This is a genomic window from Blautia sp. NSJ-175 (genome assembly GCF_022867815.1).
GTDB lineage: Bacteria > Bacillota > Clostridia > Lachnospirales > Lachnospiraceae > Blautia > Blautia celeris.
In genome coordinates, this window is sequence record NZ_JALIFQ010000005.1 from 329854 (window position 1) to 352645 (window position 22792).

The window sequence follows — 22792 nt, forward strand, 5'->3', positions numbered from 1 at the left end:
TCTGCTGTAACACTTTAATGTTTTAATTATTACTATTTTAACAGGGCAAAGGATTTTCGTCAATCAAATGGAGTGTGGTAGTGCCGATTCTGTGATTTTCCACAGAGTGGACCAGGACCCGCACGCCTGAAAATTCACATTCAAATCTCTCGCCGTTTTTCGGCACCCTTCCTATGATGCTGCAGATAAATCCGTTGAATGTGTCATACGTGTCTGTGGGAAGATGAACACCCAGCGCCTCCGCCACATCGTCCAGCGGGGCACAGCCCTGTACCTTCCACTCCTTGTCACTGATCTTCTCAATTTCCCTGGGGCGCAGCGCTTCCTCCTCCTCGCACAGCTCCCCTACCAGGGCCTCCATCAGGTCATGAAGCGTGATGATGCCGGAAACACCGCCGTATTCGTCCACCAGCACGGCAAAATATGTCCTGTTCTTCTTCATATTGGAAAAAAGCACATCTGCCTTCATGCCGTCCGGCACAAACCAGGCCTTATCCACAGCCTGCTCCATGACAGCCTCACGCGACCTGTCCTCCATGCGGAAATAATCTCTGGTATCCAAAATACCCACAATATCGTCACAGCTCTCACCGCACACAGGATAAAAGGAATGGCGGGTACGTCTTATCATATCCTCCCACTCTGCCATATCATCTTCCAGATACAGCGCATCCACATCAATACGGTGGGTACAGATCTGTTCCGCATCCATATCGTCAAAATCAAATATATTCTGTATCATCTCATTTTCCCGGGCATCAATGGTTCCCTGGGCATTTCCCTCCATGAGAAGCATACGGATCTCCTCCTCAGAAACCTTCTCCTCCTCTTCCTCCGGGTTAATACCCATCAGCTTCAGAATCAGGTTCGTGGATACTGTCAAGAGAAATACCAGCGGCGCAAATGCCCTGGACACTCCATAAAGCATGCCCGACATGGACAGTGCCATGGAATCCGCCTTTTTCATGGCAATACGCTTTGGAACCAGCTCTCCGAATACCAGGTTAAAATAAGCCAGTATCAGTGTGATCAAAAATACGGCAATGGATTTCAGCACGGATTCCGGAATGGCCACCCCTGCTGCCGTCAGCCACCCCACCAGGGGTCCGGCAAAGTTTTCCGCTGCAAACGCACTTCCCAGCAGTCCTGCCAGCGTGATGGCAACCTGAATGGTGGCTAAAAATCTGGCGGGCTGTTCCGTCAGGGCAAACAGCTTCACAGCCCTCTTATCCCCATCCGCAGTCAGCTTGCGCAGCCGTGTCTCATTCATAGAGATCACCGCGATCTCCGCACTGGCAAAAGTCGCATTTAAAAATATCAAAACAACCTGTAAAAGTAAAGCTCCTATCATTATCCTATACCTCCTGAAATCGTATTATGGAATCTTTCTCCCCATCTGTATGGGAAGTATGAAAAAACACAAAAAGGCACAGCCTGTATCCGGATCTCTCCGTATACAGACCACGCCTTATCTATCCATAATACGACATGGGGCAGCTAATCTGCTAAATGCACTATCACTATCGTCGCTATCCTCCATGTGCGCAATCACATCCTTTCCTCTTATTGTGTATTAAGATACCACTAAAACGCGCACCTGTCAATGCTGTTCTTTTGTGACTGTTCACTCTAAGAATTCCCTGATCTTCCCCCGGATTCTCTGCAGGGCATTGTCAATGGACTTGGGGCTTTTCCCCATAGCCTCCGCAATCTGGGTGTAGGTCATACCTTCCAGATAAGAGTCCAGCACCCGGGTTTCAAAACGGCTCAGATGCTGCCGGATCTTCTCCTGCATGACATTTACGTTCTCCCTGTCAATGACAATGGCCTCAGGGTCCTGCTGCTCAAAGGCCAGACTGTCAAGAATGGGACTTTCCTCCTCGCTGAGGGAAATGTAGGAGTTCAGCGGCTTATTTTTAAGCCTTCCCGACATTTCTATGGCCTTATAGATCTGCCGCTCCACACACAGGTTGGCAAAGGTGGCAAAGGTGGCGCTTTTCCCCGGCTGGTAATCTCTCAGGGCCCTGAACAGGCCAATCATGCCCTCCTGGATCAGATCCTCCCGCTCGCCGCCCACAATGAACATGGCATGGGCCTTTTTCAGTACCATCCCCTTGTATTTCTCCATGAGATAGTCCTCCAGCTCCTGCTCACCGTCCCTCAGCCGCTCAATCAATTCTTCGTCCGTAAACTGTTCGTAATTATCCATATTTTATCCCAAAAGCCGCTGTCTCACAATTTCATAAGCCAAAACTCCCGCAGCCACGGAAGCATTCAGGGAATCAATATCACCTTTCATGGGTATGGATGCCACAAAGTCGCATTTCTCCTTAACCATGCGGGATACGCCTTCCCCTTCATTTCCAATCACAAGACCGATCGGCCCTTTCAAATCAAGCTGGTACATGCTGGTGCCGCCCATATCTGCGCAGACAAACCACAGTCCCTCTTTTTTCAGCTCCTCTATGGTCCTGGCAATGTTGGTCACTCTCGCCACAGGCGTGTAATTCAGGGCTCCCGCTGAGGTGCGGGCAACGGTGGCGGTAAGGCCCACTGCTCTGTTTTTCGGTATGATCACTCCGTGGGCGCCTGCCAGATTGGCAGTACGGATGATTGCTCCCAGGTTGTGGGGATCTTCGATGTTGTCAAGGAGCACCACAAAAGGAGCCTCTCCCTTTTCCCTGGCCTTATTCAGAATATCATCCACTTCCGCGTAGTCATAGGCCGCTGTCATGGCAATGACTCCCTGGTGTTTTCCGGTCTCTGACATCTGGTCCAGACGCTCCTTTTTCACGAACCGCACCATGGTATCGTGCTTTTTCGCCTCTCTTAAAATTGTGCGGACAGGACCGTCCTCACATCGCTCCAGCACAAACAGCTTGTCCACCACGCGGCCTGAACGGAATGCCTCCAGCACTGCATTGCGGCCCTCTACTTTACTCTCCTGGAATTTCTCTTCCATCTGCTTCTCCTTCTTCCAAACCTGTTTTTATCAGCTCCAGCATTCTGTCCCACTGCTCCGTAAGATACAGATATCCCATCAGTGCCTCAAAACCGGTTGCTCTTCTGTAATCTGACATACTGGCATTTTTCGCCATGGTATAAGATTTCGCATTTCTGCCGCGCTTGAATACGGCTGCCTCCTCCTCTGTGAGATGCGGTTTCAGCTTCTCGATCATGGAGGACTGGGCAGAGGCCTTTACAAGCCTGCTTGCCCGGTTGTGCAGTTTATTCACCTGTGTATTGCCCTTTTCCACCAGTATGGTGCGGATCACCAGCTCGTAGATAGCGTCCCCGATATAAGCCAGGGTCAGGGGAGAATACGTTCTGATATCCGTATCCTCCAGACAGAACATGTCTTTTAACTTTCTTAAGCTCTCTTCCATTGTACACCTTCTCTTGTATCCTTCAGGATGATGCCCATGGAGGCAAGCTGGTCACGGATCTCATCTGCCCGCGCGAAATCTTTTGCTTTTCTGGCTGCCTGGCGCTCCTCGATCAGGCCTTCCACTACAGAGTCCAGCACTTCTTCTTTTTTATTCACGATCAGGCCAAGTACATCACACAGGCCTGTGATCTTGTCAAAGAGCAGTTTTACAAATGCTTTTGTGCTGCCGCTTCCCGCCTGGGTGTTGGTGAATTTTACAAGCTCAAAAACAGCCGCAATGGCATCTGCTGTATTGAAGTCATCTTCCATGGACTCCTCATATTTCTTCACAAGGCCTTCGATTTCCGGAAGCTGCGCCTTTTCCGCCTCCGTAAGCTCTTCATCCCGGGCATTTTCAAGCAGATGCTTTAACTGGTCCACGCAGGTCACAATACGGTCCAGCGCATTCTTGGAAGCCTCCATCAGCTCGGCACTGAAGTTTAAAGGACTTCTGTAATGGGCATTCAGCATGAAAAAGCGCAGTACCTGCAGGTCATATTTCTCGCCGATCTCACGGACTGTGAAGAAATTGCCCAGAGATTTTGACATCTTTCTGTTATCAATGTTCAGGAATGCATTGTGCATCCAGTATTTTGCAAAGATTTTGCCGTTGCAGCACTCAGACTGGGCAATTTCATTCTCGTGGTGCGGGAATACCAGGTCCTCACCGCCTGCGTGGATATCAATCTCCTCGCCCAGATATTTTTTAGACATGACAGAGCACTCAATGTGCCAGCCCGGCCTTCCCTCACTCCAGGGTGATACCCAGTAAGGCTCCCCTTCTTTTTTCGGCTTCCAGAGAACAAAGTCAAGGGGATCTTCCTTCTGGTCCTCCCCTGATACCTGGATAGAACGGAATCCTGACTGCAGGTCATCCAGATTCTTGTGGGAGAGTTTTCCATACTCGCTGAAATTCTTTACCCGAAAGTAGACAGTGCCGTTCACCGCATAGGCAAATCCTTTGTCAATGAGAGTCTGGATCATGTCGATCATGCCGTCTATCTCCTGGGTTGCCAGGGGATGTGTGGTAGCAGGCTTTACATTCATATCAGCCATGTCCTTTTTGCACTCTTTGATATAGCGCTCGGAGATCTCTTCCGCAGGTACACCCTCCTCAATGGCTTTTGCAATGATCTTGTCATCCACATCCGTGAAATTGGATACATAGTTTACTTCATATCCCTTGTACTCCATATATCTCCTCACTGTGTCGAAGACGATCATGGGTCTGGCATTTCCGATGTGGATAAAATTGTATACGGTAGGACCGCACACATACATTTTTACTTTTCCTTCCTCCAGGGGAACGAAGTCTTCTTTTCTCTTTGTCAGGGTATTGTAAATCTTCATGTCTCTACTCCTTTTCTTCTATTAATTCCTGAAGTTCGTATTCCAGCTTCTGCAGCTTTGACTTCAGGTGTTCATTCTCACTCTGCAGTTTTCTGATATCCTCCAGTACCGGGTCAGGCAGATGAACCTGGTCCATATCACTTCTTGGCACTTTCTGGTTCTCCCGCTTCACAATACGGCCCGGAACACCGACTACGGTACAGTTGGGAGGAATCTCCTCCAGCACTACGCTTCCCGCACCGATTTTGGAATTTTCCCCAATGGTGAAGGAGCCCAGTATTTTCGCCCCGGCACTTACCATCACATTGTCCTTCAGGGTGGGATGGCGCTTGCCGGTCTCTTTGCCGGTACCGCCCAGGGTCACGCCCTGGTAAAGCGTCACATTGTTGCCTATGACTGTTGTCTCACCGATGATAACACCGGTGCCGTGGTCAATAAACAGTCCCTTTCCTATTTTTGCCCCGGGATGGATTTCAATACCTGTTTTTCTGGCTGCCCTCTGGGAAATCCATCTGGCAAGGAAATAGTGGCCTTTTTCATAGAGCTTATGCGCCCTTCTATACTGGATCATGACCCGGAAACTGGGATACAGAAGGACTTCCAGCGGCGTTTTGATGGCCGGGTCCCTTTCCCGGATAACCTGAAATTCTTCTTTTATATGTTTGACAAATCCCATGGTTTATTTCCTTTCTATGGTAAATATGGAATAAAAAACGTCTCTATATGGCTGTTACTGCCATATAGAGACGAAGAAATCACTCCGCGGTTCCACTCTATTTGAGGACATCAGTCCCCCGCTCACACCTTTAACGCAGGTACACGGACCTTCCCGTATGACAGGCTGGTCAGCTCCCGGATGCACTTTCACCTTTTCCTTTTCGGGCAGCTCTCAGCCGGTGACTGTCCTTCTCTGTAAAAATTCCCAGGTTACTCTTTCCGTTCACAGCTTTTTCCATATCTTTCTCTAGTTTATGCATAAATGGACTGTTTGTCAATGGATTTTTTCACTTTACGTTTTCTCTTGCCATCAGCAGACTGGTAAAGGAATCTGCCGGCATAGGTCTTGCATAGTAATAGCCCTGTCCGTATTCACATCCCACAGAGCGCAGAAAATCTCCCTGTTCCTTCGTCTCGATACCCTCTGCAATGGTGCGCATGCCCAGTTTTTTTGCCATGCGTACCAGGGAGGCCAGGATCTCAGGGCCTCTACCGGAGATTCCCTGGTCTTCCAGGAATTTCATGTCCATTTTCAGGATATCCACAGGCACATCCTTCAGCATGTTCAGAGAGGAATATCCGCTTCCGAAATCATCCATCAGCACCTGGAACCCATAGTTCTGCAGTTCTTTCATAGCAGCCAAAAGCTGCTGGGGATTGTCCGTATAGGCACTCTCCGTGATCTCCAGCCGCATCATCTGCGGCTCCAGCCGGTACCTTTCTGTCAGGTCTATGATGCTTCTGCAGAGATTGGGATCATAGAACTCCAGCCTGGATACATTTACAGACACCGGAATGTTTCTTAAGCCGCGGCGCCTGAGCTCCATCATATTCCTGCAGACTTCCTCCCTGATGTAGGCGTCCAGCTTGATGATAAAGCCATTATGCTCAAAAAACGGAATGAAAAATCCGGGCGACACCATACCCTTTTCCGGATGGTTCCACCGCACCAGCGCCTCAGCGCTCACCACATCTCCTGTGTTCAGGTCCACAACCGGCTGGTAATAAACCTCAAACTGTCTCTGGAGAAGTGCCTCCTCCATGGAGTTGGTAAGCTGCTGCTCACTTAAAACGACCTGATGGAGCTCGTCATTATACACTGCGTAAGCACGGTTTGAATTTCCTTTGACTGTACGCAGGGCCAGGTTTGCCCTGTCACACATGAGATCCACGGACATGCCCCTGTCCTCTATGGTGTAAACCCCGTAATAGAGATTGATCTTCTGCTCTATCTTCACAGACGCCAGGCTTTTCTCCATCTGGTCCCGCACCTGCTGCAGCTCCTCTGTCCCTGCCGGAAGGCATACGGCAAAATGGTCTGCCTCCAGTCTTCCGTAGGTCCCCTTACTTTTCAGGCATTTCTGAAGCCCCTCGGCAATCAGAAGCAGTATCCTGTCTCCCATAAAATTGCCGTAAAGCTCGTTGATCACCTTAAAGCGCTCAATATCAAACTGCACCATATTGTAGGTCCCCTCAGGATTCTGTCTCAGGAAATCCGCGGTCTTCCGACAGAAAGTGGAGCGGTTATAAAGGCCTGTGAGGGCATCATGATCCAGCAGGTACCTGAGCTCCTCATTCTTCTGCTCAATGAGAAGTTCATTCTCCCTGCTCTCCGTCACGTCGATATTCACGATGCGGAAGACAGGTACCCCGTCCTCCACCTTGTATTTCAGGGCATTCAGACTGAACCACCGAAGGCTTTTGTCCTTTCTTCTCACCTGATGGACCAGGGAGATCCTGTCATTACTGTCCTTGTTTTCCCGCAGCCGGTTAAGAATATATTCTGTATCGCCGCCAACCCACAGAGCAGTCAGATCACTGCTGAATTTCTCCTGGAACTCCTCCCTGTCATAGCCGAACTGCCGGCAGAATCCGTCATTAAAATACTCCACCTGCACCTTATCCGTCACCTTCCAGACACCAATGCCGCCCGGGACAGAGTCGATCAGGGAGTTCAATTCATTCCTGGTCTCAAAAAGGGCATTTTCCAGCCGTTTCCGCTCCAGAATATGCTTAACCACAATATTTTCTACACGCTTTTTTACCACCATGGCCCGGTACGGCTTGTTGATAAAATCGTCCGCCCCAAGCAGCAGGGCCCGCTCCTCCGAATTTTCCTTCTCTGAAGTTGCCATGATGACCGGAATACCCGAAAGTGTCTCCTCCTCCTTCATGGTTTTCAGGACCTCGAACCCGTCCATGCGCGGCATGACAATATCCAACAGGACAACATCCACCGGCTGGCTGCGAAGGATCTCCATGGCTTCCACTCCGTCTGCAGCCTGAAGAATGCTGTACTCGTCATCAAAGATATTCTCCAGGAGCGCTCTGTTCAATTCTACGTCATCTGCAATCAGCATGGTCTTTTCTCTCTGCATCTGTTTATAACCCTTCCTCGTTTTTCTCCTGTCTGTTCTCAAAAGCTTTTGGTGCCCTGCAGAATCTTTCTATCATATCCTGCATCTTCTCTGCAGTCCTCACTATCTTTTATTATAGCTCACAGTACGCCTGCAAACAAGATTTTTCCGGACAAAAACGGGTACAAAATCCTGCGATTCTGCACCCGTTTCTTACAAGAGGCTGATTTTTGTATTTTTATTTTCAAGGAAGGCTGTTCAAATCACAAAACTTAGCAGATGCCCTGAGCGAGCATTGCTTCTGCAACTTTTTCAAATCCGGCTGCGTTGGCACCGACTACATAGTTGCCCTCGTGGCCGTATTTCTTAGCTGCATCTACCATGTTGTGGCAGATGTTAACCATGATGCCCTGTAATTTTGCATCCACTTCTTCAAAGCTCCAGCTCAGACGCTCGCTGTTCTGGGACATCTCAAGTGCGGATGTGGCAACACCGCCTGCATTGGCAGCTTTGCCCGGTGCGAAGATAATGCCGTTCTCCTGCAGATATTCGGTAGCTTCCAGTGTGGTAGGCATGTTGGCGCCCTCGCATACTGCAAAGCATCCGTTAGCTGCCAACTGTTTTGCATCCTCAAGCTGCAGCTCGTTCTGTGTCGCGCAAGGAAGGGCAACATCCACTTTTACGCTCCACACACCTCTGCCCTCGTGGTATTCTGCATTCGGTCTGTAGTTCTTGTACTCCGTCAGACGGGCACGTTTTACTTCTTTGATCTCTTTTAACGCTGCCAGGTCAATGCCTTCGGGATCATAGATCCAGCCTGCGGAGTCGGAGCAGGTCACCGGTTTTGCACCTAACTGGTATGCTTTTTCAATAGCATAAATGGCAACATTTCCTGCGCCGGATACGGCAACGGTCTTGCCGGCCAGCTCTTTGCCGTTTAATTTCAGCAGCTCTTCTGTCAGGTATAACAGACCGTATCCCGTAGCCTGTGTTCTCACCAGGGAACCGCCGTATGTGAGGCCCTTTCCTGTGAGAACGCCTTCGTAAGCGTTGCGGATTCTCTTATACTGGCCGAACATATAGCCGATTTCTCTTGCGCCTACACCGATATCACCTGCAGGTACGTCAGTGTCTGCACCGATGTGTCTGTACAGCTCTGTCATGAAGCTCTGGCAGAATGCCATAACCTCTCTGTCTGATTTTCCTTTCGGATCAAAATCAGAACCGCCTTTGCCGCCGCCGATGGGAAGTCCGGTGAGTGAGTTTTTGAAAATCTGCTCAAATCCCAGGAACTTGATGATTCCCAGATATACGGACGGATGGAAACGGAGACCACCCTTGTACGGTCCGATGGCACTGTTGAACTGTACGCGGTAACCTTTGTTCACCTGCACATTGCCGTTGTCATCTACCCACGGTACACGGAACATGATTACGCGCTCCGGCTCAACCAGACGCTCCAGCAGTGCTTCTCTGCGGTACTTTTCTTCGTTTGCTTCAACAACAGGTTTCAGGGACTCCAGGACCTCTCTGACAGCCTGATGGAATTCCGGTTCACCTGGATTTTTCTTAACTACTGATTCAATTACCTCATCTACGTATGACATGACGATCCTCCTATAGTGATATGTGTAAAACTTATGTAGGTTATTATAAAACCTGTTGCCAGATTTTGCAAGTTTTATTTTTAGTTCCTGCAGATTTTTTCATAAATTTTACTTTTTCCGGACTTTTCCAAAGAAAAGTGAATCTTTCTTTCGTGAAAGTGTCATATACTTCTTCTATTTAAAGTGATTTATTTGTAGCGTATTGACAATACAAAACAAATGTCAGATTCTGGTCGTCCACTCTGAGCAGTCCCATACCTTGGAAACCAGGCCGTCATAGAACTCAGGCTCGTGGCATACCATGAGAATCGTCCCTTTATATTCCTTTAGGGCGCGCTTTAATTCTGCCTTGGCATCCGCGTCCAGATGGTTGGTAGGCTCATCCAGAAGCAGCAGGTTGGTCTCCCTGTTCAAAATCTTGCAGAGGCGGACCTTGGCCTGCTCCCCGCCGCTCAGTACCCGCACCAGGCTCTCGATATGCTTGGTGGTCAGACCGCATTTTGCCAGGGCTGCTCTCACCTCATACTGGGTATAGGCAGGGAACTCCTCCCAGATTTCCTCAATGCAGGTACGTTTATTTCCCTGGGGCATCTCCTGCTCAAAATAGCCAATCTCCAGATAATCACCCAGATGTACTTTGCCGGACAGCGCGGGGATCAGGCCCAGAATGCTCTTAAGAAGTGTGGTCTTGCCGATGCCGTTGGCACCCACAAGGGCAATCTTCTCTCCCCTCTCCACCGTGAGAGTCAAAGGCTTTGACAGCGGCTCTTCGTAGCCGATCACCAGCTCTTTTGTCTCCACCACAAAACGGCTGGGTGTCCTGGCTGTCAGAAAATGAAATTCCGGCTTCGGCTTTTCCTTTGCCAGCTCAATGACATCCATCTTATCCAGCTTCTTCTGCCTGGACATGGCCATGTTTCTGGTAGCCACACGGGCTTTATTGCGGGCAACAAAATCCTTCAGCTCACTGATCTCCTGCTGCTGCCTTTGGTATGCCGCCTCAAGCTGGGCCTTCTTCACTGCGTAGACCTCCTGGAAGTGGTCATAATCCCCCACATACCGGTTAAGCTGCTGATTGTCCATATGATAGATAAGGTTCACCACCTGATTCAAAAAGGGGATGTCATGGGAAATGAGGATGAACGCATTCTCATATTCCTGGAGATACCGTTTCAGCCATTCAATGTGCACCTCGTCCAGATAGTTGGTTGGCTCATCCAACAGCAGAATGTCCGGTTTTTCCAGCAGCAGCTTGCCCAGAAGCACCTTGGTCCTCTGTCCGCCGCTCAAATCCGTCACATCCTTGTCCAGCCCGATGTCTGAAAGTCCCAGTGCCCTTCCCACTTCCTCCACCTTGGAATCTATGATATAAAAATCGTGCATGGTGAGCATATCCTGGATGGTGCCCAGTTCCTCCATCATTTGGTTCAGCTCCTCCTCAGAGGCGTCCCCCATACGGTCGCAGATGGAATTCATATTCTCCTCCATCTCAAAAAGCCAGGCAAATGCGGATTTCAGCACATCACGGATGGTCATGCCTTTTTCCAGCACGGTGTGCTGGTCCAGATAGCCAACCCGGACATTCTTCGCCCACTCGATCTTACCCTCATCGGGCATCAGTTTGTTGGTGATGATATTCATGAAAGTGGATTTTCCCTCCCCATTGGCACCCACAAGGCCAATATGCTCGCCTTTTAAAAGGCGGAAAGATACGTCCTGAAAAATAGCCCTGTCACCGAAGCCGTGGGACAGATGTTCTACGTTTAAAATACTCATGTTTCCTGATCCTCTCCTGTTGTTTATTACTGCCGCTGGCAGCATCCGCCGCAGCCGCCGCCTGTGCGGTCATCCGGCATCAAATCCCTTGCGTCAGTCAGCGCGCAGATGGCCTGGGCGGAAATTCCCTCGCCGGCTCCCGTGAAGCCGAGTCCCTCCTCTGTGGTCGCTTTTATATTTACCTGGTTTGTCTCCAGATGCAGGACCTCCGCGATGTTCTCTGTCATTTTATCTATATGAGGCAGCATCTTGGGCTTCTGCGCGATGATGGTGGCATCAATATTATTGATCACATACATGTTTTCCTCCAGAAGCTTCCCCACATGCGCCAGCAGTTTCATACTGGATGCCCCCTCGTATTTTGGGTCCGTATCCGGAAAATGCCTGCCGATATCATGAAGGGCCGCAGCGCCCAAAAGTGCGTCCATAACGGCATGCAGCAGCACATCCGCGTCGGAATGCCCCAGAAGTCCCTTCTCCCAGGGAATCTTCACGCCTCCAAGTATCAAATCCCTTCCCTCTACCAGTTTGTGTACATCATATCCCATACCTACACGTATCATAGTGGTTCTCCTTTCTCGCCGTCGTTTTATCTGTTCTGCGGACAGACTGCCCGCATGCTCGATTTGTAACTATCCGGCCCTGCGCTTGTCTGCGCAGATTTCGGCCATACGCAAAGTATAACAGATAAGCTGTCTGCATGACAAGGCCGTTCTGTACATGGCCAAAAAGAGGCAGAATACCGCTTTTTTGGATATTCTGCCTCTTTTCCTCATTCTGTTTTATGAAATGTCTGTTTCTTGCCGTTCAGCCTTCTGCAGTCTGTGTGCATGCTCCGAACGCCTACTCTATTCCTGTCACTTCATAGCCTGCATCCGCAACCGCTTTTTTCAGTGCGTCCCTGGATATGCCTTCGCCTGCTTCCACATACGCAGCTTTGTCCTCCAGGCTTACCTCTGTCTTAGTCACACCCTCCACTGCGTTCAGGGCTTTTGTCACTGCTGCCTGGCAGTGCGGGCACATCATTCCTTCGATTTTCATGGTGATCATATTGGTTTCCTCCTTATTTTCCGGCAGTGTTCTGCCTTTATTTGCTGTGTTGACGGTTTCTGTCTGTTCTTTTTTGACGGGTTTCTTCAGTACATGGAAGAAGCGGAGCCGCAGGGCATTGGTCACAACGAAAAAGCTGCTGAGACTCATAGCCGCCGCGCCGAACATGGGACTTAGCTTTAACCCAAACATGGGATAGAGAAGTCCTGCCGCCAGCGGGATTCCGCAGGCGTTATAGAAAAATGCCCAGAACAGATTCTGTTTAATATTGCGGATCACCGCTTTACTAAGGCCCACGGCGGTCACCACATCCAGAAGATCACTCTTCATCAGCACAATATCTGCGCTCTCAATGGCTACGTCCGTACCTGCGCCGATGGCGATTCCCACATCAGCTCTGGCAAGCGCGGGGGCATCGTTGATTCCGTCGCCTACCATGGCCACTGTCCTTCCGCCCTCCTGAAGCCTTGCCACTTCCCGTTCCTTGTCCTGAGGCAGTACCTCGGCAATGACGGTATCTATATCCAGCTGCCGTTTGATGGCCTCTGCAGTCCTTTTATTGTCCCCTGTGAGCATGATGACCTCTATGCCCAGCTTCTTCATCTCCCGGATGGCCTGGGCGCTTGTCTCCTTCACCACATCGGCGGCGGCGATGATGCCCAGGATTTCCTTTTCGTCAAAGAACAGAAGCGGTGTCTTGCCCTCCTCTGCCAGGCGTTCCATGTCACGCGCCTGCGTCTCTGTGGCAAGTCCCTTTTCCCCGGCGAACTTTTCATTACCTGCAAAGTACAGTTTTCCGTTTATCTCTGCCTGCACGCCCCGGCCTGATATGGCAAGGAAATTCTCCGCTCTGGCAGCTTTTATCCCTTGTGCTCCGGCTCTTTCAAGAATTGCCTCTGCCAGGGGATGTTCACTTTTTTCTTCCAGGGCAGCCGCCACTTGAAGGAGCTCCTCTTCTGTCCGTTTATTTGGAAGGATATCGGTCACCTGGGGTTTGCCCTGGGTGATCGTGCCTGTTTTATCCAGCACCACGCTCTTTATATTGTGGGTGATCTCCAGTGCCTCCCCGGATTTGATAAGGATTCCGTTTTCCGCGCCTTTTCCCGTTCCCACCATGATGGCAACCGGTGTCGCCAGTCCCAGTGCGCAGGGACAGGAGATGACCAGCACGGCAATGGCGCAGGAGAGCGCAAATTCAAAGGTGGCCCCCGCAATGATCCAGGCAGCCGCTGTGATCAGCGCGATTCCCATGACCACCGGCACAAAAATACCTGCTATCTTATCCGCAATCTTGGCAATGGGGGCTTTGCTGGAACTGGCCTCCTCCACCAGGCGGATGATCTGGGAAAAGGTGGTGTCATCCCCTACCTTTGTTCCCCGGAAACGGATAAATCCCGCCTTGTTCATGGTCGCTGCGATCACGGTATCTCCCACGTTCTTCTCCACGGGAATGCTCTCCCCTGTGATGGCGGCCTCATCCACGCTGGTGCTGCCCTCGATTATAATGCCGTCAGCGGGAATGCTGCTGCCCGGTTTTACGATAAAGATATCGCCGGCCACAGCCTCCTCAGCCGGAATCTCTATCTGACGGCCGTCACGTTCCACAACAGCCGTTTTTGGTGCCATATCCATCAGTTTCCGGATCGCCTCGCTGGTCTTTCCTTTGGAACGGGCCTCCAGGTATTTTCCAACATTGATAAATGCCAGGATCATCACGGCAGACTCAAAATAAAGGTCATGCCTGTACTGGTTCACCAAAGCGGTATCCTGCACGCCCAGGCCGTAGCCTATGCGGTATATGGCAAAGATGCCGTAAACCAAAGACGCGGTTGAGCCGATGGCGATCAGGGTATCCATATTGGGCGCCCCGTGCATTAAGGTGGAAAAGCCCTTTGTGTAATAAGCCCGGTTCACATATGCCACCGGAAGACATAAAAGGAACTGGGTCATGGCAAATCCCACCGCATTCTCAGGCCCGCTTAAGAATCCCGGCAGCGGCAGCCCTGCCATATGCCCCATGGAGACATACATAAGCGGGATCAGGAACAGGAAGGAAAGAATCATCCGGTTCTTCATCTCATGCATATGTTTTTCTACCGGTGACTCTCCCGGCTCAGCGGTATCTGCCCGGGATTTCTTTGTTTCGGAGACGTTTCGGGTCTTTTCTGCTGCCTTGTGATCTCCTGCGGCAGCGGCGCCGTAGCCCGCGTGTTCCACCGCATTTTCTATATCCTGCACAGACAGGGCGGACTCATCGAAATCCACCTGCATGCTGTTTGTCAGCAGGTTTACGCTGACATCCTTCGTGCCGGGCAGCTTTCTGACACATTTCTCTACCCGGGACGAGCAGGCGGAACAGGTCATGCCTGTCACGTCAAATTTCTGTTTCATAATATTTCGCTCCCTTCCGCGTGCTCCCGTTACACTGCTGTACGGATTCCGACACGGCAGACCATGGCCTGCACGGAAACCGCAGCGGTATATGGGTTATTTTAATATTTTACCCAGCATAGTCACCAGTTCATCCACCTTTTCTTCTCTTTCCTCATCAGTGTCTGCATTTCGAATACAGTTTTTCAGATGGGCTGTGAGGATCTCCTTGTTCGCTTTGTTCAGAATGGCTTCTGTTGCCATGAGCTGCTGGGAAATGTCAATACAGTACCTGTCTTCCTCCACCATCTTCAGAATCCCGTCTATCTGCCCCCGGGCTGTTTTCAGAAGACGGCTGATCTTCGCTTTATCTGCCTGCATTTGCACAGCTCCTTTCCCTATGTGGACTTCCATTTTACCACTACACCCCTGGGGGGTGTTATCTCTTTCAAAAATACAATAACAAAAAACGGAGCAAAAGTCAACACTTTTACTCCATTTTCTTTCCTACGGCAGTATTTTATTTTAATGTTACTGTTCCCACGCTGCTGCCTCGTCACCATTTATTTCTTACTTTTTCCGCAAATCCCAGCATGTGATGGATTTTCAGCTCAGTACCGTCATCCAGAACTGCTGTACCGTCGAAATGGCCGAACACCTGATGCTGGTCACTTAAGATAATTCCTGCCGAGGTATATGCCCTGCGGTCCAGGACCGGCGTGAAGGTCAGATCCAGCCTGTCATCTGAGGAGGTAAAGTACCAGGGTTTCAGATACTGCTCCCTGCCCTCCTTCTCCCCCGGAATATGGAACCTGACCTGTTCCAGTTTATGGGCGTGACCGTCATAGAACAGCATGTTTTCAGACGCTGCGGAGGTATCACCAAAACCATACCCCAGATTAAAGCCGAACACTTTACCGTCGATCCATCCATGCATGGCACTCCAGTACCAGGTGTTGCTGTAGGTCCAGACACCGCGTCCCCAGTCCAGAAGTCCGAAACTGTCCTCCGGGTTCAGGTAATGGCGGCGGCCTTTGTATTCCACTACGCCTCTGGCCCGCATGCCGATGATCTTCTGGTTGTAGTAGAACGCCTTCTCCTTCTCAAAAGGAGTGGCGATCACCATGCTGTCCTCCGGCTCCTTATCCAGGATGATTTTCATTCTGATCGGCTCATGGTCCTCAAAGTTCTTCATCCAGGCCCTCAAAACACGCCTGCCTTTCTCGACACGGAAGGAGAAATAACACTTTTTGTCGTGATATTTTGTCTCCCCGTATCCCGAATCCGGCGGCAGATTGGTCTTTCCCATAGGGAAAACCGTCATAGGGCTCACGGTCCGTTCTGTCCGGGCATCAAAGTCCAGAAAAGAAATGCTCATAAGCCCCATATAACTGTTGTCATCCACAGTCAGAGCCACCCCGAAATGAGAATTATGGATCAGATAGTAATCCCATTCCTTAATTCGGAAAGGATTGGCCTGAATCTTATCCCTGTCGTATTTTTTTACCAGTGACAGGGCATATCCGGCCTGCGCCAGATTTCCGTATTCGTCCAGCAGATTCCCGGGTTCCAGTTTTTTCTGCATACAAAATCCCCCTTTCACACAGTCCTTTTATCCCAGTGCTACATCCAGAATCATCATGACTACAAATCCAACGGCAAATCCGATGGTCGCAATATTGGAATGATCTCCCTCACTGGCCTCAGGGATTAGCTCCTCCACCACCACGTATACCATGGCACCTGCTGCAAAAGACAGCAGATACGGAAGAACCGGTGTGATATAGGAAGCCAGAAGTATTGTCAAAAGCGCTCCGATAGGCTCCACGATTCCGGAGAGGGTTCCCATGGTAAAGGCCCGTGCTCTGGTATTTCCCTCACTTTTCAGCGGAAGGGATATGATGGCTCCCTCCGGGAAATTCTGGATGGCTATACCGATGGAGAGGGCAAAAGCTCCCATCATACTGATGTCTGAATTCTGCGCCAGCATACCGGCAAACACCACGCCCACTGCCATACCTTCCGGTATATTATGAAGGGTGACTGCCAGGACCAGCATGGTATTCTTCTTCAGACTGCATTTTTTTCCCTCCGGCTCGCTGCATCCCAGATGCAGATGGGGAATCAGGCGGTCCATGGCAAGCAGAAACAAAATTCCGAGTCCAAAGCCTACAGCCGCCGGTATGAAAGCCAGTTTTCCCATATGCTCCGACATATCCATGGAGGGAATGAGCAGCGACCACACGGAAGCGGCTATCATAACACCTGACGCAAATCCCAGAAGCATTTTCTGCACCAGGGGTTTGATCTCATTTTTCAGGAAGAACACACAGGCAGCTCCCAGTGTAGTTCCGGCAAAGGGAATTAAGATTCCCAGAAATGTATTCATATTTTATCACCTGCTTTTCTTTTATTCGTAGATTTGCCGATGTCTGTTTACGCAGCTCTGTTCTGCGGTTTATAGGATACCGGCAAATGTTAAAATTATTGTAGCATAATCCAGACTAATTTGCACTAATTTTGTTAAGTTTTCTGTTAGCTTCCATTCCTTTCCTAACGGTTCGCACGCCGCTGTCCCGTCAGGTGCTTTCAGGCCAAAAGCATAAAAACACCCGGGCAGCCGGGCAGGCGGAACATTCTTTACAGAAAAAGACCCTGTAAAGAAACAGCTGTGCGGCCGTTCTCTTTTACAGGGTCTGCGTCTGTAACCTTTGAAATATGTAACCTTTAAATTATGAAGCCAATGATTTCCCCAGTTTTCTGCAGGCTTCTTTTTCATCATCACCGGGTTCCTCGCTGCAGATCACGCTGTCGCAGACAAGCTCTGCGCCGTCCTTTCTGCATTTTTCCTCCCAGGTGCGCATCCATTCTCCATCACCCCAGCCGTAAGAGCCAAACAAAGCGATTTTCCTGCCTTTCAGCTTTGGTTCACAGTCCGTAAATAAAGGTTCAAATTCTGTATCCTCAAGCTCCTCATCTCCCATGGACGGGCATCCGAAGGCCACTGCGTCAAATTCATCCATTTTCTCTGCACTGAATGTTTCAGGAGTGAAAGAAAAGGCCTCCGCCCCTGCTTCTTTTGCACCTTCTGTCACCGCCTCAGCCATCCTCTCGGTATTTCCGGTTCCGCTCCAGTATACAACTGCTATTTTACTCATGATAATATCCTCCATATCGCATCATCTTGGGCAGAAGCTTTTTATGCCGCCACTGCCAGTTTCCAGACAGGTTTTCCCTGCTGCCACAGCCTGAGATAGATTTCCCTGCATTTCCGGAATCTCTCAAACAGCTTCATGGTCTCACACTCGTTGCAGTACACTTTCCAGCAGCCTGCACATTTGCTGTTTTTCCCGGCGTTTTCAATAAATCCTTTCACATCGCCTAAGGGATATCCCAAAAACAGGCCTATCTCGTGAGGGAAGTTCCCACCTTTCTCAAGCCGTATGTGCAGCCGTTCAATTGCCTGGTCAACGTCAGTATTCTCATATCCGTATGTTTGTAAAAATTCTGCCACACCGGGTTTTGTCAGATCTTCTTTCAGCTTCTGCCTTCTGTAGACGTAAATCAGCGCTGTCCCTTCCCGTTTTCTCACCACGGAAAGGGAGATTCCTTTCTCGGCAAACTGTTGTTTCAGGCTTTCAAGCTGGCCATCCAGCTCCTTCCAGGAAGCATAAGGCATATTAAAAAGATTTGCCGTCTTGATGGATGCCAGCGTCGGTGAACAATGTTCTACCAGATAACGTTCCAGCATATGGTTTTATTCCTTTCCTGCATATTCTTCTAAGACATTGTGCAGGGCCGCGGCACTGCTCGTGTGCACCCTGGCCACCGGAATCTGATTCTTCTTTGCCTCCTGAAGAGCGCTCACCACCATTTTATGGGAAACCGTGTTGGTGAACAGGATCATCAAATCCGGACAGCCCAGTTTTTTCTTCAGGGCGCCTTTTTCCTTGGCAAAAACCTTGGCCTTACAGCCATGGCACTTACAGATAGTTTCATACTGACAGACCATTCTCTCATTTCCGCCTACAATGACAATACTCATGGGCAAATTCTCCTTTTTTCAGTTAGTTGTATCTAACTCATAGTTTTTATTAGAGCGGATGCAACTGCGTACATCCGCTGATTGGGTTGTGTATGTTTATGTGGAGTAGTGTTTCTTTTAGTTAGCCACAGCTAACTCATGTCATATACTATACACAGTTTCATAGCGTGTGTCAAGAAGATTTGTGAAAAAGATTGCCGTCTTGTATCCGCCACTGCCCGCCTGTGCATAACCGCCTAAATTTCAAATGTCTCCAGATCTTCCGGTACGAAAAGATTTCCGCTGTAGTATTCCCTGCCCTCCTCTGTATAGAGGCGTTTTCTGTCAGCCAGGTTTCTGTCCTCCGTGTGGTACAGGATGAGATTCGGCACCTCCAGTTCCCGGGCGGTTATGCAGGCGTCTTTTGCCGTGCTGTGGTGTTTTTCATAAGGTTTGAAAATATCCCTCTGTGCGTAGAGGCAAAACGCCTCATGCATGAGCCAGTCGCTGCCTTTTATAAATTCCTCATCTTTTTCGTTATAAGGTTCATCTCCGGCGCAGGTCAGTCTGATACCCTCTTTTGCTTTCAGAGTGAATCCGAATTGTTTTGCCTTGGTGGAAAAAATATCAAAAAATACAGTCTCGCATCCCAGAATCTCTGCCCGGCTTCCGTGTTCCACTGTGACAAAACGGATGCGTTCTCCCAGATGCCTGGTTACTTTCTTCTGTATGGTCATTTCCGTGATGGTGGTGAGAATCCGCTTCAAGTCCTCATGACAGTAGATCCGCAGTTCTCCCTCATACTTTCCCTGCTCTATGGCTGTGCCGATCATGCGTATCATCCACACAACTCCCAGAAGATGGTCCACGTGTTCATGGGTTACAAAAATATCATGTATATCTGTAACCGGAATCTCTGCCGCTTTCAGTCTTTCCAGAATTCCGTTACCGCCTCCTGCATCTACCAGAAAGTGCCGGTTTCCCTCAGTAAGGGCAAAACAGGTATTGTAGCATTTTGTCACCGTAGCATGACCGGTGCCCAGCATTGTAAGTTTCATATGTAACCTCCCTTTGTAAAAACAATGTATCCTTAAATATCATAGACAGTTTTCCGAAGAAAATCAATTTCTTTCTCTGCTTTTTTCTTTTATCCTCTCATTTCTGTCTCTTATGATGTCTCTCTTGACTCTTTGATTTCGATTCTCTATAGTAACAGTAAAAGTAGCTGTGAAGGGGGCTGTTTCATGAAAATCAAATTACCGGTTACACTTTACCAGCGTATTTTAAGCATATTGTCCTTCCTGCTTCTGGCCGGACAGATCTTATGTCTTATTCTGCGCTGGAATCATTTGCCTGATGAGATTCCCACCCATTTTGGATTGAGTGGACAGGCGGATGCCTACGGTTCCAAAGGGTCTGTGATCCTTCTGCCGGTCATAAGTATTTTGATCTATCTGCTGATGATATTTGTGGAAAAATTTCCCGAACTCTGGAATGTGCCCGGTCATGTGACGCCTGAGAACATCGGATGGATCTATGGAAATGTAAAAAGTATGCTTGTCTCCGAAAAGTTCGGTGTCTGTTTTATCTTCTTCTATATAAATTACTGCACCGTATTCTGCCGCGATATAGGGGCGTGGTTCCTGCCTGTATCGATGCTCTATCTTGCAGGCACTATGGTTTTCTTTCTCCGGAGAGCCGTACATTTTAAATAGCTTCTTCTTCCCTGCCAAAACGCGCATAAAAGAGGCACACAAACGCATCTTACTGCATCTGTGTGCCTCTTATCACTTATCTCATAGCATCAACAGCCGCCCTCTCAATAGCCAGTCCTTTCTGATACCGTTTGATAAATTTATCAAATCCGGCCACATCTGCCGGGTCGGGAGCCATCTCGCTTCCCGTCTCTCCTGCAAATACTTTATTGGTCAGATACTCATCCAGAGTTTCATTCTCCTCTTTGTGGACCATATAGGAAGCCAGCAGGGCAATTCCCCAGGCTCCGCCTTCTCCTGCAGTCTCCATAACAGACACCGGAACGTCAATGGCTCCTGCCATGATCTTCTGTCCCACGCCCTTCGTCTTGAACAGACCGCCGTGACCCAGAATCTTGTCCAGTTTCACGCCTTCATCTTTTAACAGAATATCAAGACCTGTCTTCAAAGCGCCAAGGGCTGTGAACAGGTGTACTCTCATAAAGTTAGCCAGATTGAATCTGCTCTCCGGCATACGGGCAAAGAGGGGACGTCCCTCCTCAAATCCGGTGATGTGCTCCCCTGAGAAATAGTTGTAAGCCAGCAGGCCGCCGCAGTCATCATCTCCCTCAAGAGCTTTGTTATACAGGGTTTTGAACAGCTTATCCATGTCCACTTCCACGCCGAATGCCTCTGCGAATTCCTTGAACAGGGATACCCAGGCATTCAGATCAGAGGTGCAGTTGTTGCAGTGCACCATTGCCACGTGATTGCCGGTAGGTGTTGTCACCATATCAATCTCCTTGTATACCCTGGAAAGCTCCTTTTCCAAAACGACCATGGCAAATACAGATGTTCCGGCAGAAACATTACCTGTACGTTTTGCGATGCTGTTCGTTGCAGTCATACCGGTACCGGCATCTCCCTCCGGAGGACAAACCGGAATACCTGCCTGCAGATTTCCGCTCACATCCAGAAGTTTTGCGCCCTCCTCTGTCAAAGCACCGGCATCCTGGCCTGCACTTAATACTTTCGGAAGGATCTCTCTCAGTTTCCAGGGATATTTTTTATCAGCGACAAGGGCGTCAAACTGCTCTATCATGCGGGCATTAAAATCTCCTGTGTTCATGTCAATAGGGAACATACCGGAGGCCTCGCCTACGCCCAGCACCTTCTGTCCGGTCATTTTCCAGTGGATGTATCCGGCCAGTGTTGTCTGGAATTTGATTTTTGCCACATGCTCCTCCTGGTTCAGGACAGCCTGGTACAGATGGGCAATACTCCACCTCTGGGGAATATTAAAATTAAATACTTCTGTCAGCTTATCCGAAGCTTCCTCCGTCATGGTGTTTCTCCATGTACGGAACGGTACCAGCAGTTCATCCTTCTCGTCAAATACCATATAGCCGTGCATCATGGCACTGAAACCCACAGCGCCCAGTTTTGTGATGACAGCGCCGTATTTTTCCTTTACATCCTCCGCCATTTTGGCATAGCTGTCCTGCAGTCCTTTCCAGATGTCCTCCAGGGTGTAGGTCCAGATATTATTTTCCAGACGGTTTTCCCAGTCATGGCTTCCGGATGCGATGGGGGCGTTGTCTTCGCCGATCAGCACTGCCTTGATGCGGGTAGAACCAAATTCAATCCCCAGAACCGCGTTGCCGCTTTCAATTACACTTTTTGCCTTTTCCAAATCAAAACCCATGAAATCTTACCTCCGATATATTTTTATTTCTGTCCGTAGTAGGCATTTGCACCGTGTTTTCTGTAATAATGCTTGTCCTGCAGTTCCTGGGGAGCCGGCTGTACCTGCGGGTTGATGGTCTCGCAGCGGGCTGCCATCTTGGCAACTTCCTCCAGAACGACTGCATTGTGGACTGCTTCGTGTCCGTCTTTGCCCCAGGTAAAGGGTCCATGGTTCTTGCACAGGACTGCAGGAACCGCTTCATAGTCCCTGTCCTGGAAATATTCCGCAATGAGAAGGCCCGTGTTCTTCTCATACGCCCCGTCAATCTCCTCTTTTGTCAGGCATCTGACGCAGGGAATCTCCCCATACATATAGTCTGCATGGGTGGTGCCGTAGCAGGGAATGCCTCTTCCCGCCTGTGCCCAGCTTGTGGCCCAGGAAGAATGTGTATGTACGATTCCGCCGATGTTTGGAAATGCCTTGTACAGCTCAACATGTGTGGGTGTATCGGAGGATGGATTATATTTCCCCTCAATTTTGTTACCGTTTAAATCCATGATCACCATGTCTTCCGGTGTCAGTTTATCATAATCCACACCGCTTGGTTTGATGGCAAAATAGCCGGTACTGCGGTCAATCTGGCTTACATTTCCCCAGGTAAAGGTTACCAGTCCGTATTTTGGCAGCAGCATATTTGCCTCGTATACCGCTTTTTTCAGTTCTTCCAACATAA

General features: G+C 49.5%; 21 protein-coding genes and 1 other annotated feature. Of the genes, 1 reads left to right on the forward strand and 20 read right to left on the reverse strand.

Translation table 11 applies throughout. The features are described from left to right. Positions 1-37 precede the first annotated feature (37 nt). The 18 genes from MUB35_RS10740 to MUB35_RS10825 all read right to left on the reverse strand — a co-directional run bounded on the left by MUB35_RS10740 (position 38) and on the right by MUB35_RS10825 (position 19736). Positions 38-1351, reverse strand: a complete 1314-nt coding sequence (locus MUB35_RS10740; protein WP_244806188.1) for a hemolysin family protein — start codon at positions 1349-1351, stop codon at positions 38-40. 273 nt (positions 1352-1624) lie between these two features. Then, the gene (locus MUB35_RS10745) at positions 1625-2209 is read right to left on the reverse strand and encodes a sigma-70 family RNA polymerase sigma factor (RefSeq protein WP_148392182.1); all 585 of its coding nucleotides are present in this window, start codon (positions 2207-2209) and stop codon (positions 1625-1627) included. Positions 2210-2212: 3 nt separating this feature from the next. Next, entirely contained in the window at positions 2213-2962 is a 750-nt protein-coding gene (gene rlmB, locus MUB35_RS10750) for a 23S rRNA (guanosine(2251)-2'-O)-methyltransferase RlmB (protein WP_033142581.1), read from the reverse strand. Further along, the gene (locus MUB35_RS10755; protein WP_033142580.1) at positions 2937-3386 is read right to left on the reverse strand and encodes a Mini-ribonuclease 3; all 450 of its coding nucleotides are present in this window, start codon (positions 3384-3386) and stop codon (positions 2937-2939) included. Before MUB35_RS10755 ends, rlmB begins: the two co-directional genes overlap by 26 nt. Continuing rightward, positions 3371-4777, reverse strand: a complete 1407-nt coding sequence (gene cysS, locus MUB35_RS10760) for a cysteine--tRNA ligase (protein ID WP_033142579.1) — start codon at positions 4775-4777, stop codon at positions 3371-3373. The genes MUB35_RS10755 and cysS overlap by 16 nt, the downstream gene beginning before the upstream one ends. A 4-nt stretch (positions 4778-4781) precedes the next feature. Continuing rightward, positions 4782-5453, reverse strand: coding sequence for a serine O-acetyltransferase EpsC (epsC, locus tag MUB35_RS10765; RefSeq protein ID WP_103732416.1), 672 nt, complete (start codon positions 5451-5453; stop codon positions 4782-4784). A gap of 63 nt (positions 5454-5516) precedes the next feature. Continuing rightward, positions 5517-5730, reverse strand: a binding site (T-box leader). 51 nt (positions 5731-5781) lie between these two features. Continuing rightward, entirely contained in the window at positions 5782-7872 is a 2091-nt protein-coding gene (locus MUB35_RS10770) for a two-component system response regulator (RefSeq protein ID WP_033142577.1), read from the reverse strand. A gap of 251 nt (positions 7873-8123) precedes the next feature. Beyond that, positions 8124-9458: an NADP-specific glutamate dehydrogenase gene (gene gdhA / locus MUB35_RS10775; protein ID WP_033142576.1), complete on the reverse strand. Its 1335-nt coding sequence runs from the start codon at positions 9456-9458 to the stop codon at positions 8124-8126. Positions 9459-9680: 222 nt separating this feature from the next. After that, positions 9681-11234 carry an ABC-F family ATP-binding cassette domain-containing protein gene (locus MUB35_RS10780; RefSeq protein WP_054352568.1) on the reverse strand — a complete coding sequence of 518 codons (1554 nt, stop codon included), beginning with the start codon at positions 11232-11234 and terminating at the stop codon, positions 9681-9683. 26 nt (positions 11235-11260) lie between these two features. Next, a complete protein-coding gene (gene ispF / locus MUB35_RS10785) occupies positions 11261-11794 on the reverse strand; it encodes a 2-C-methyl-D-erythritol 2,4-cyclodiphosphate synthase (protein WP_334303725.1) in 534 nt (177 codons plus the stop codon). A gap of 283 nt (positions 11795-12077) precedes the next feature. Next, a complete protein-coding gene (locus tag MUB35_RS10790; RefSeq protein WP_244806190.1) occupies positions 12078-14675 on the reverse strand; it encodes a heavy metal translocating P-type ATPase in 2598 nt (865 codons plus the stop codon). A 96-nt stretch (positions 14676-14771) separates the two neighbouring features. Continuing rightward, complete coding sequence (locus tag MUB35_RS10795; protein ID WP_033142572.1) at positions 14772-15035, reverse strand: metal-sensing transcriptional repressor; 264 nt, start codon at positions 15033-15035, stop codon at positions 14772-14774. Between the two features lie 175 nt (positions 15036-15210). After that, a complete protein-coding gene (locus MUB35_RS10800; RefSeq protein WP_033142571.1) occupies positions 15211-16239 on the reverse strand; it encodes a DUF2804 domain-containing protein in 1029 nt (342 codons plus the stop codon). A gap of 27 nt (positions 16240-16266) precedes the next feature. Then, the gene (locus MUB35_RS10805; protein ID WP_033142570.1) at positions 16267-17043 is read right to left on the reverse strand and encodes a ZIP family metal transporter; all 777 of its coding nucleotides are present in this window, start codon (positions 17041-17043) and stop codon (positions 16267-16269) included. A 343-nt stretch (positions 17044-17386) separates the two neighbouring features. Further along, positions 17387-17812, reverse strand: coding sequence for a flavodoxin (locus MUB35_RS10810; RefSeq protein WP_244806191.1), 426 nt, complete (start codon positions 17810-17812; stop codon positions 17387-17389). Between the two features lie 41 nt (positions 17813-17853). Beyond that, complete coding sequence (locus MUB35_RS10815; RefSeq protein ID WP_033142568.1) at positions 17854-18405, reverse strand: DUF3793 family protein; 552 nt, start codon at positions 18403-18405, stop codon at positions 17854-17856. A gap of 6 nt (positions 18406-18411) precedes the next feature. Further along, positions 18412-18699 (reverse strand): DUF2325 domain-containing protein, encoded by a 288-nt coding sequence (locus MUB35_RS10820; protein ID WP_033142567.1) that lies wholly within the window; start codon positions 18697-18699, stop codon positions 18412-18414. A 236-nt stretch (positions 18700-18935) separates the two neighbouring features. Continuing rightward, positions 18936-19736, reverse strand: coding sequence for an MBL fold metallo-hydrolase (locus MUB35_RS10825; RefSeq protein ID WP_244806192.1), 801 nt, complete (start codon positions 19734-19736; stop codon positions 18936-18938). Positions 19737-19922: 186 nt separating this feature from the next. On the opposite strand from MUB35_RS10825, the gene MUB35_RS10830 reads away from it, so the two are divergent. Further along, positions 19923-20393, forward strand: a complete 471-nt coding sequence (locus tag MUB35_RS10830) for a DUF1648 domain-containing protein (RefSeq protein ID WP_227210624.1) — start codon at positions 19923-19925, stop codon at positions 20391-20393. Between the two features lie 76 nt (positions 20394-20469). Here the strand turns inward: MUB35_RS10830 and MUB35_RS10835 are convergent, their stop codons facing one another. Both MUB35_RS10835 and MUB35_RS10840 read right to left on the reverse strand, forming a co-directional pair. Further along, positions 20470-22077, reverse strand: a complete 1608-nt coding sequence (locus tag MUB35_RS10835) for a xylulokinase (RefSeq protein WP_244806193.1) — start codon at positions 22075-22077, stop codon at positions 20470-20472. Positions 22078-22100: 23 nt separating this feature from the next. Beyond that, positions 22101-22790: an L-ribulose-5-phosphate 4-epimerase gene (locus MUB35_RS10840; protein ID WP_033142563.1), complete on the reverse strand. Its 690-nt coding sequence runs from the start codon at positions 22788-22790 to the stop codon at positions 22101-22103. Between the last annotated feature and the right edge of the window lie 2 nt (positions 22791-22792).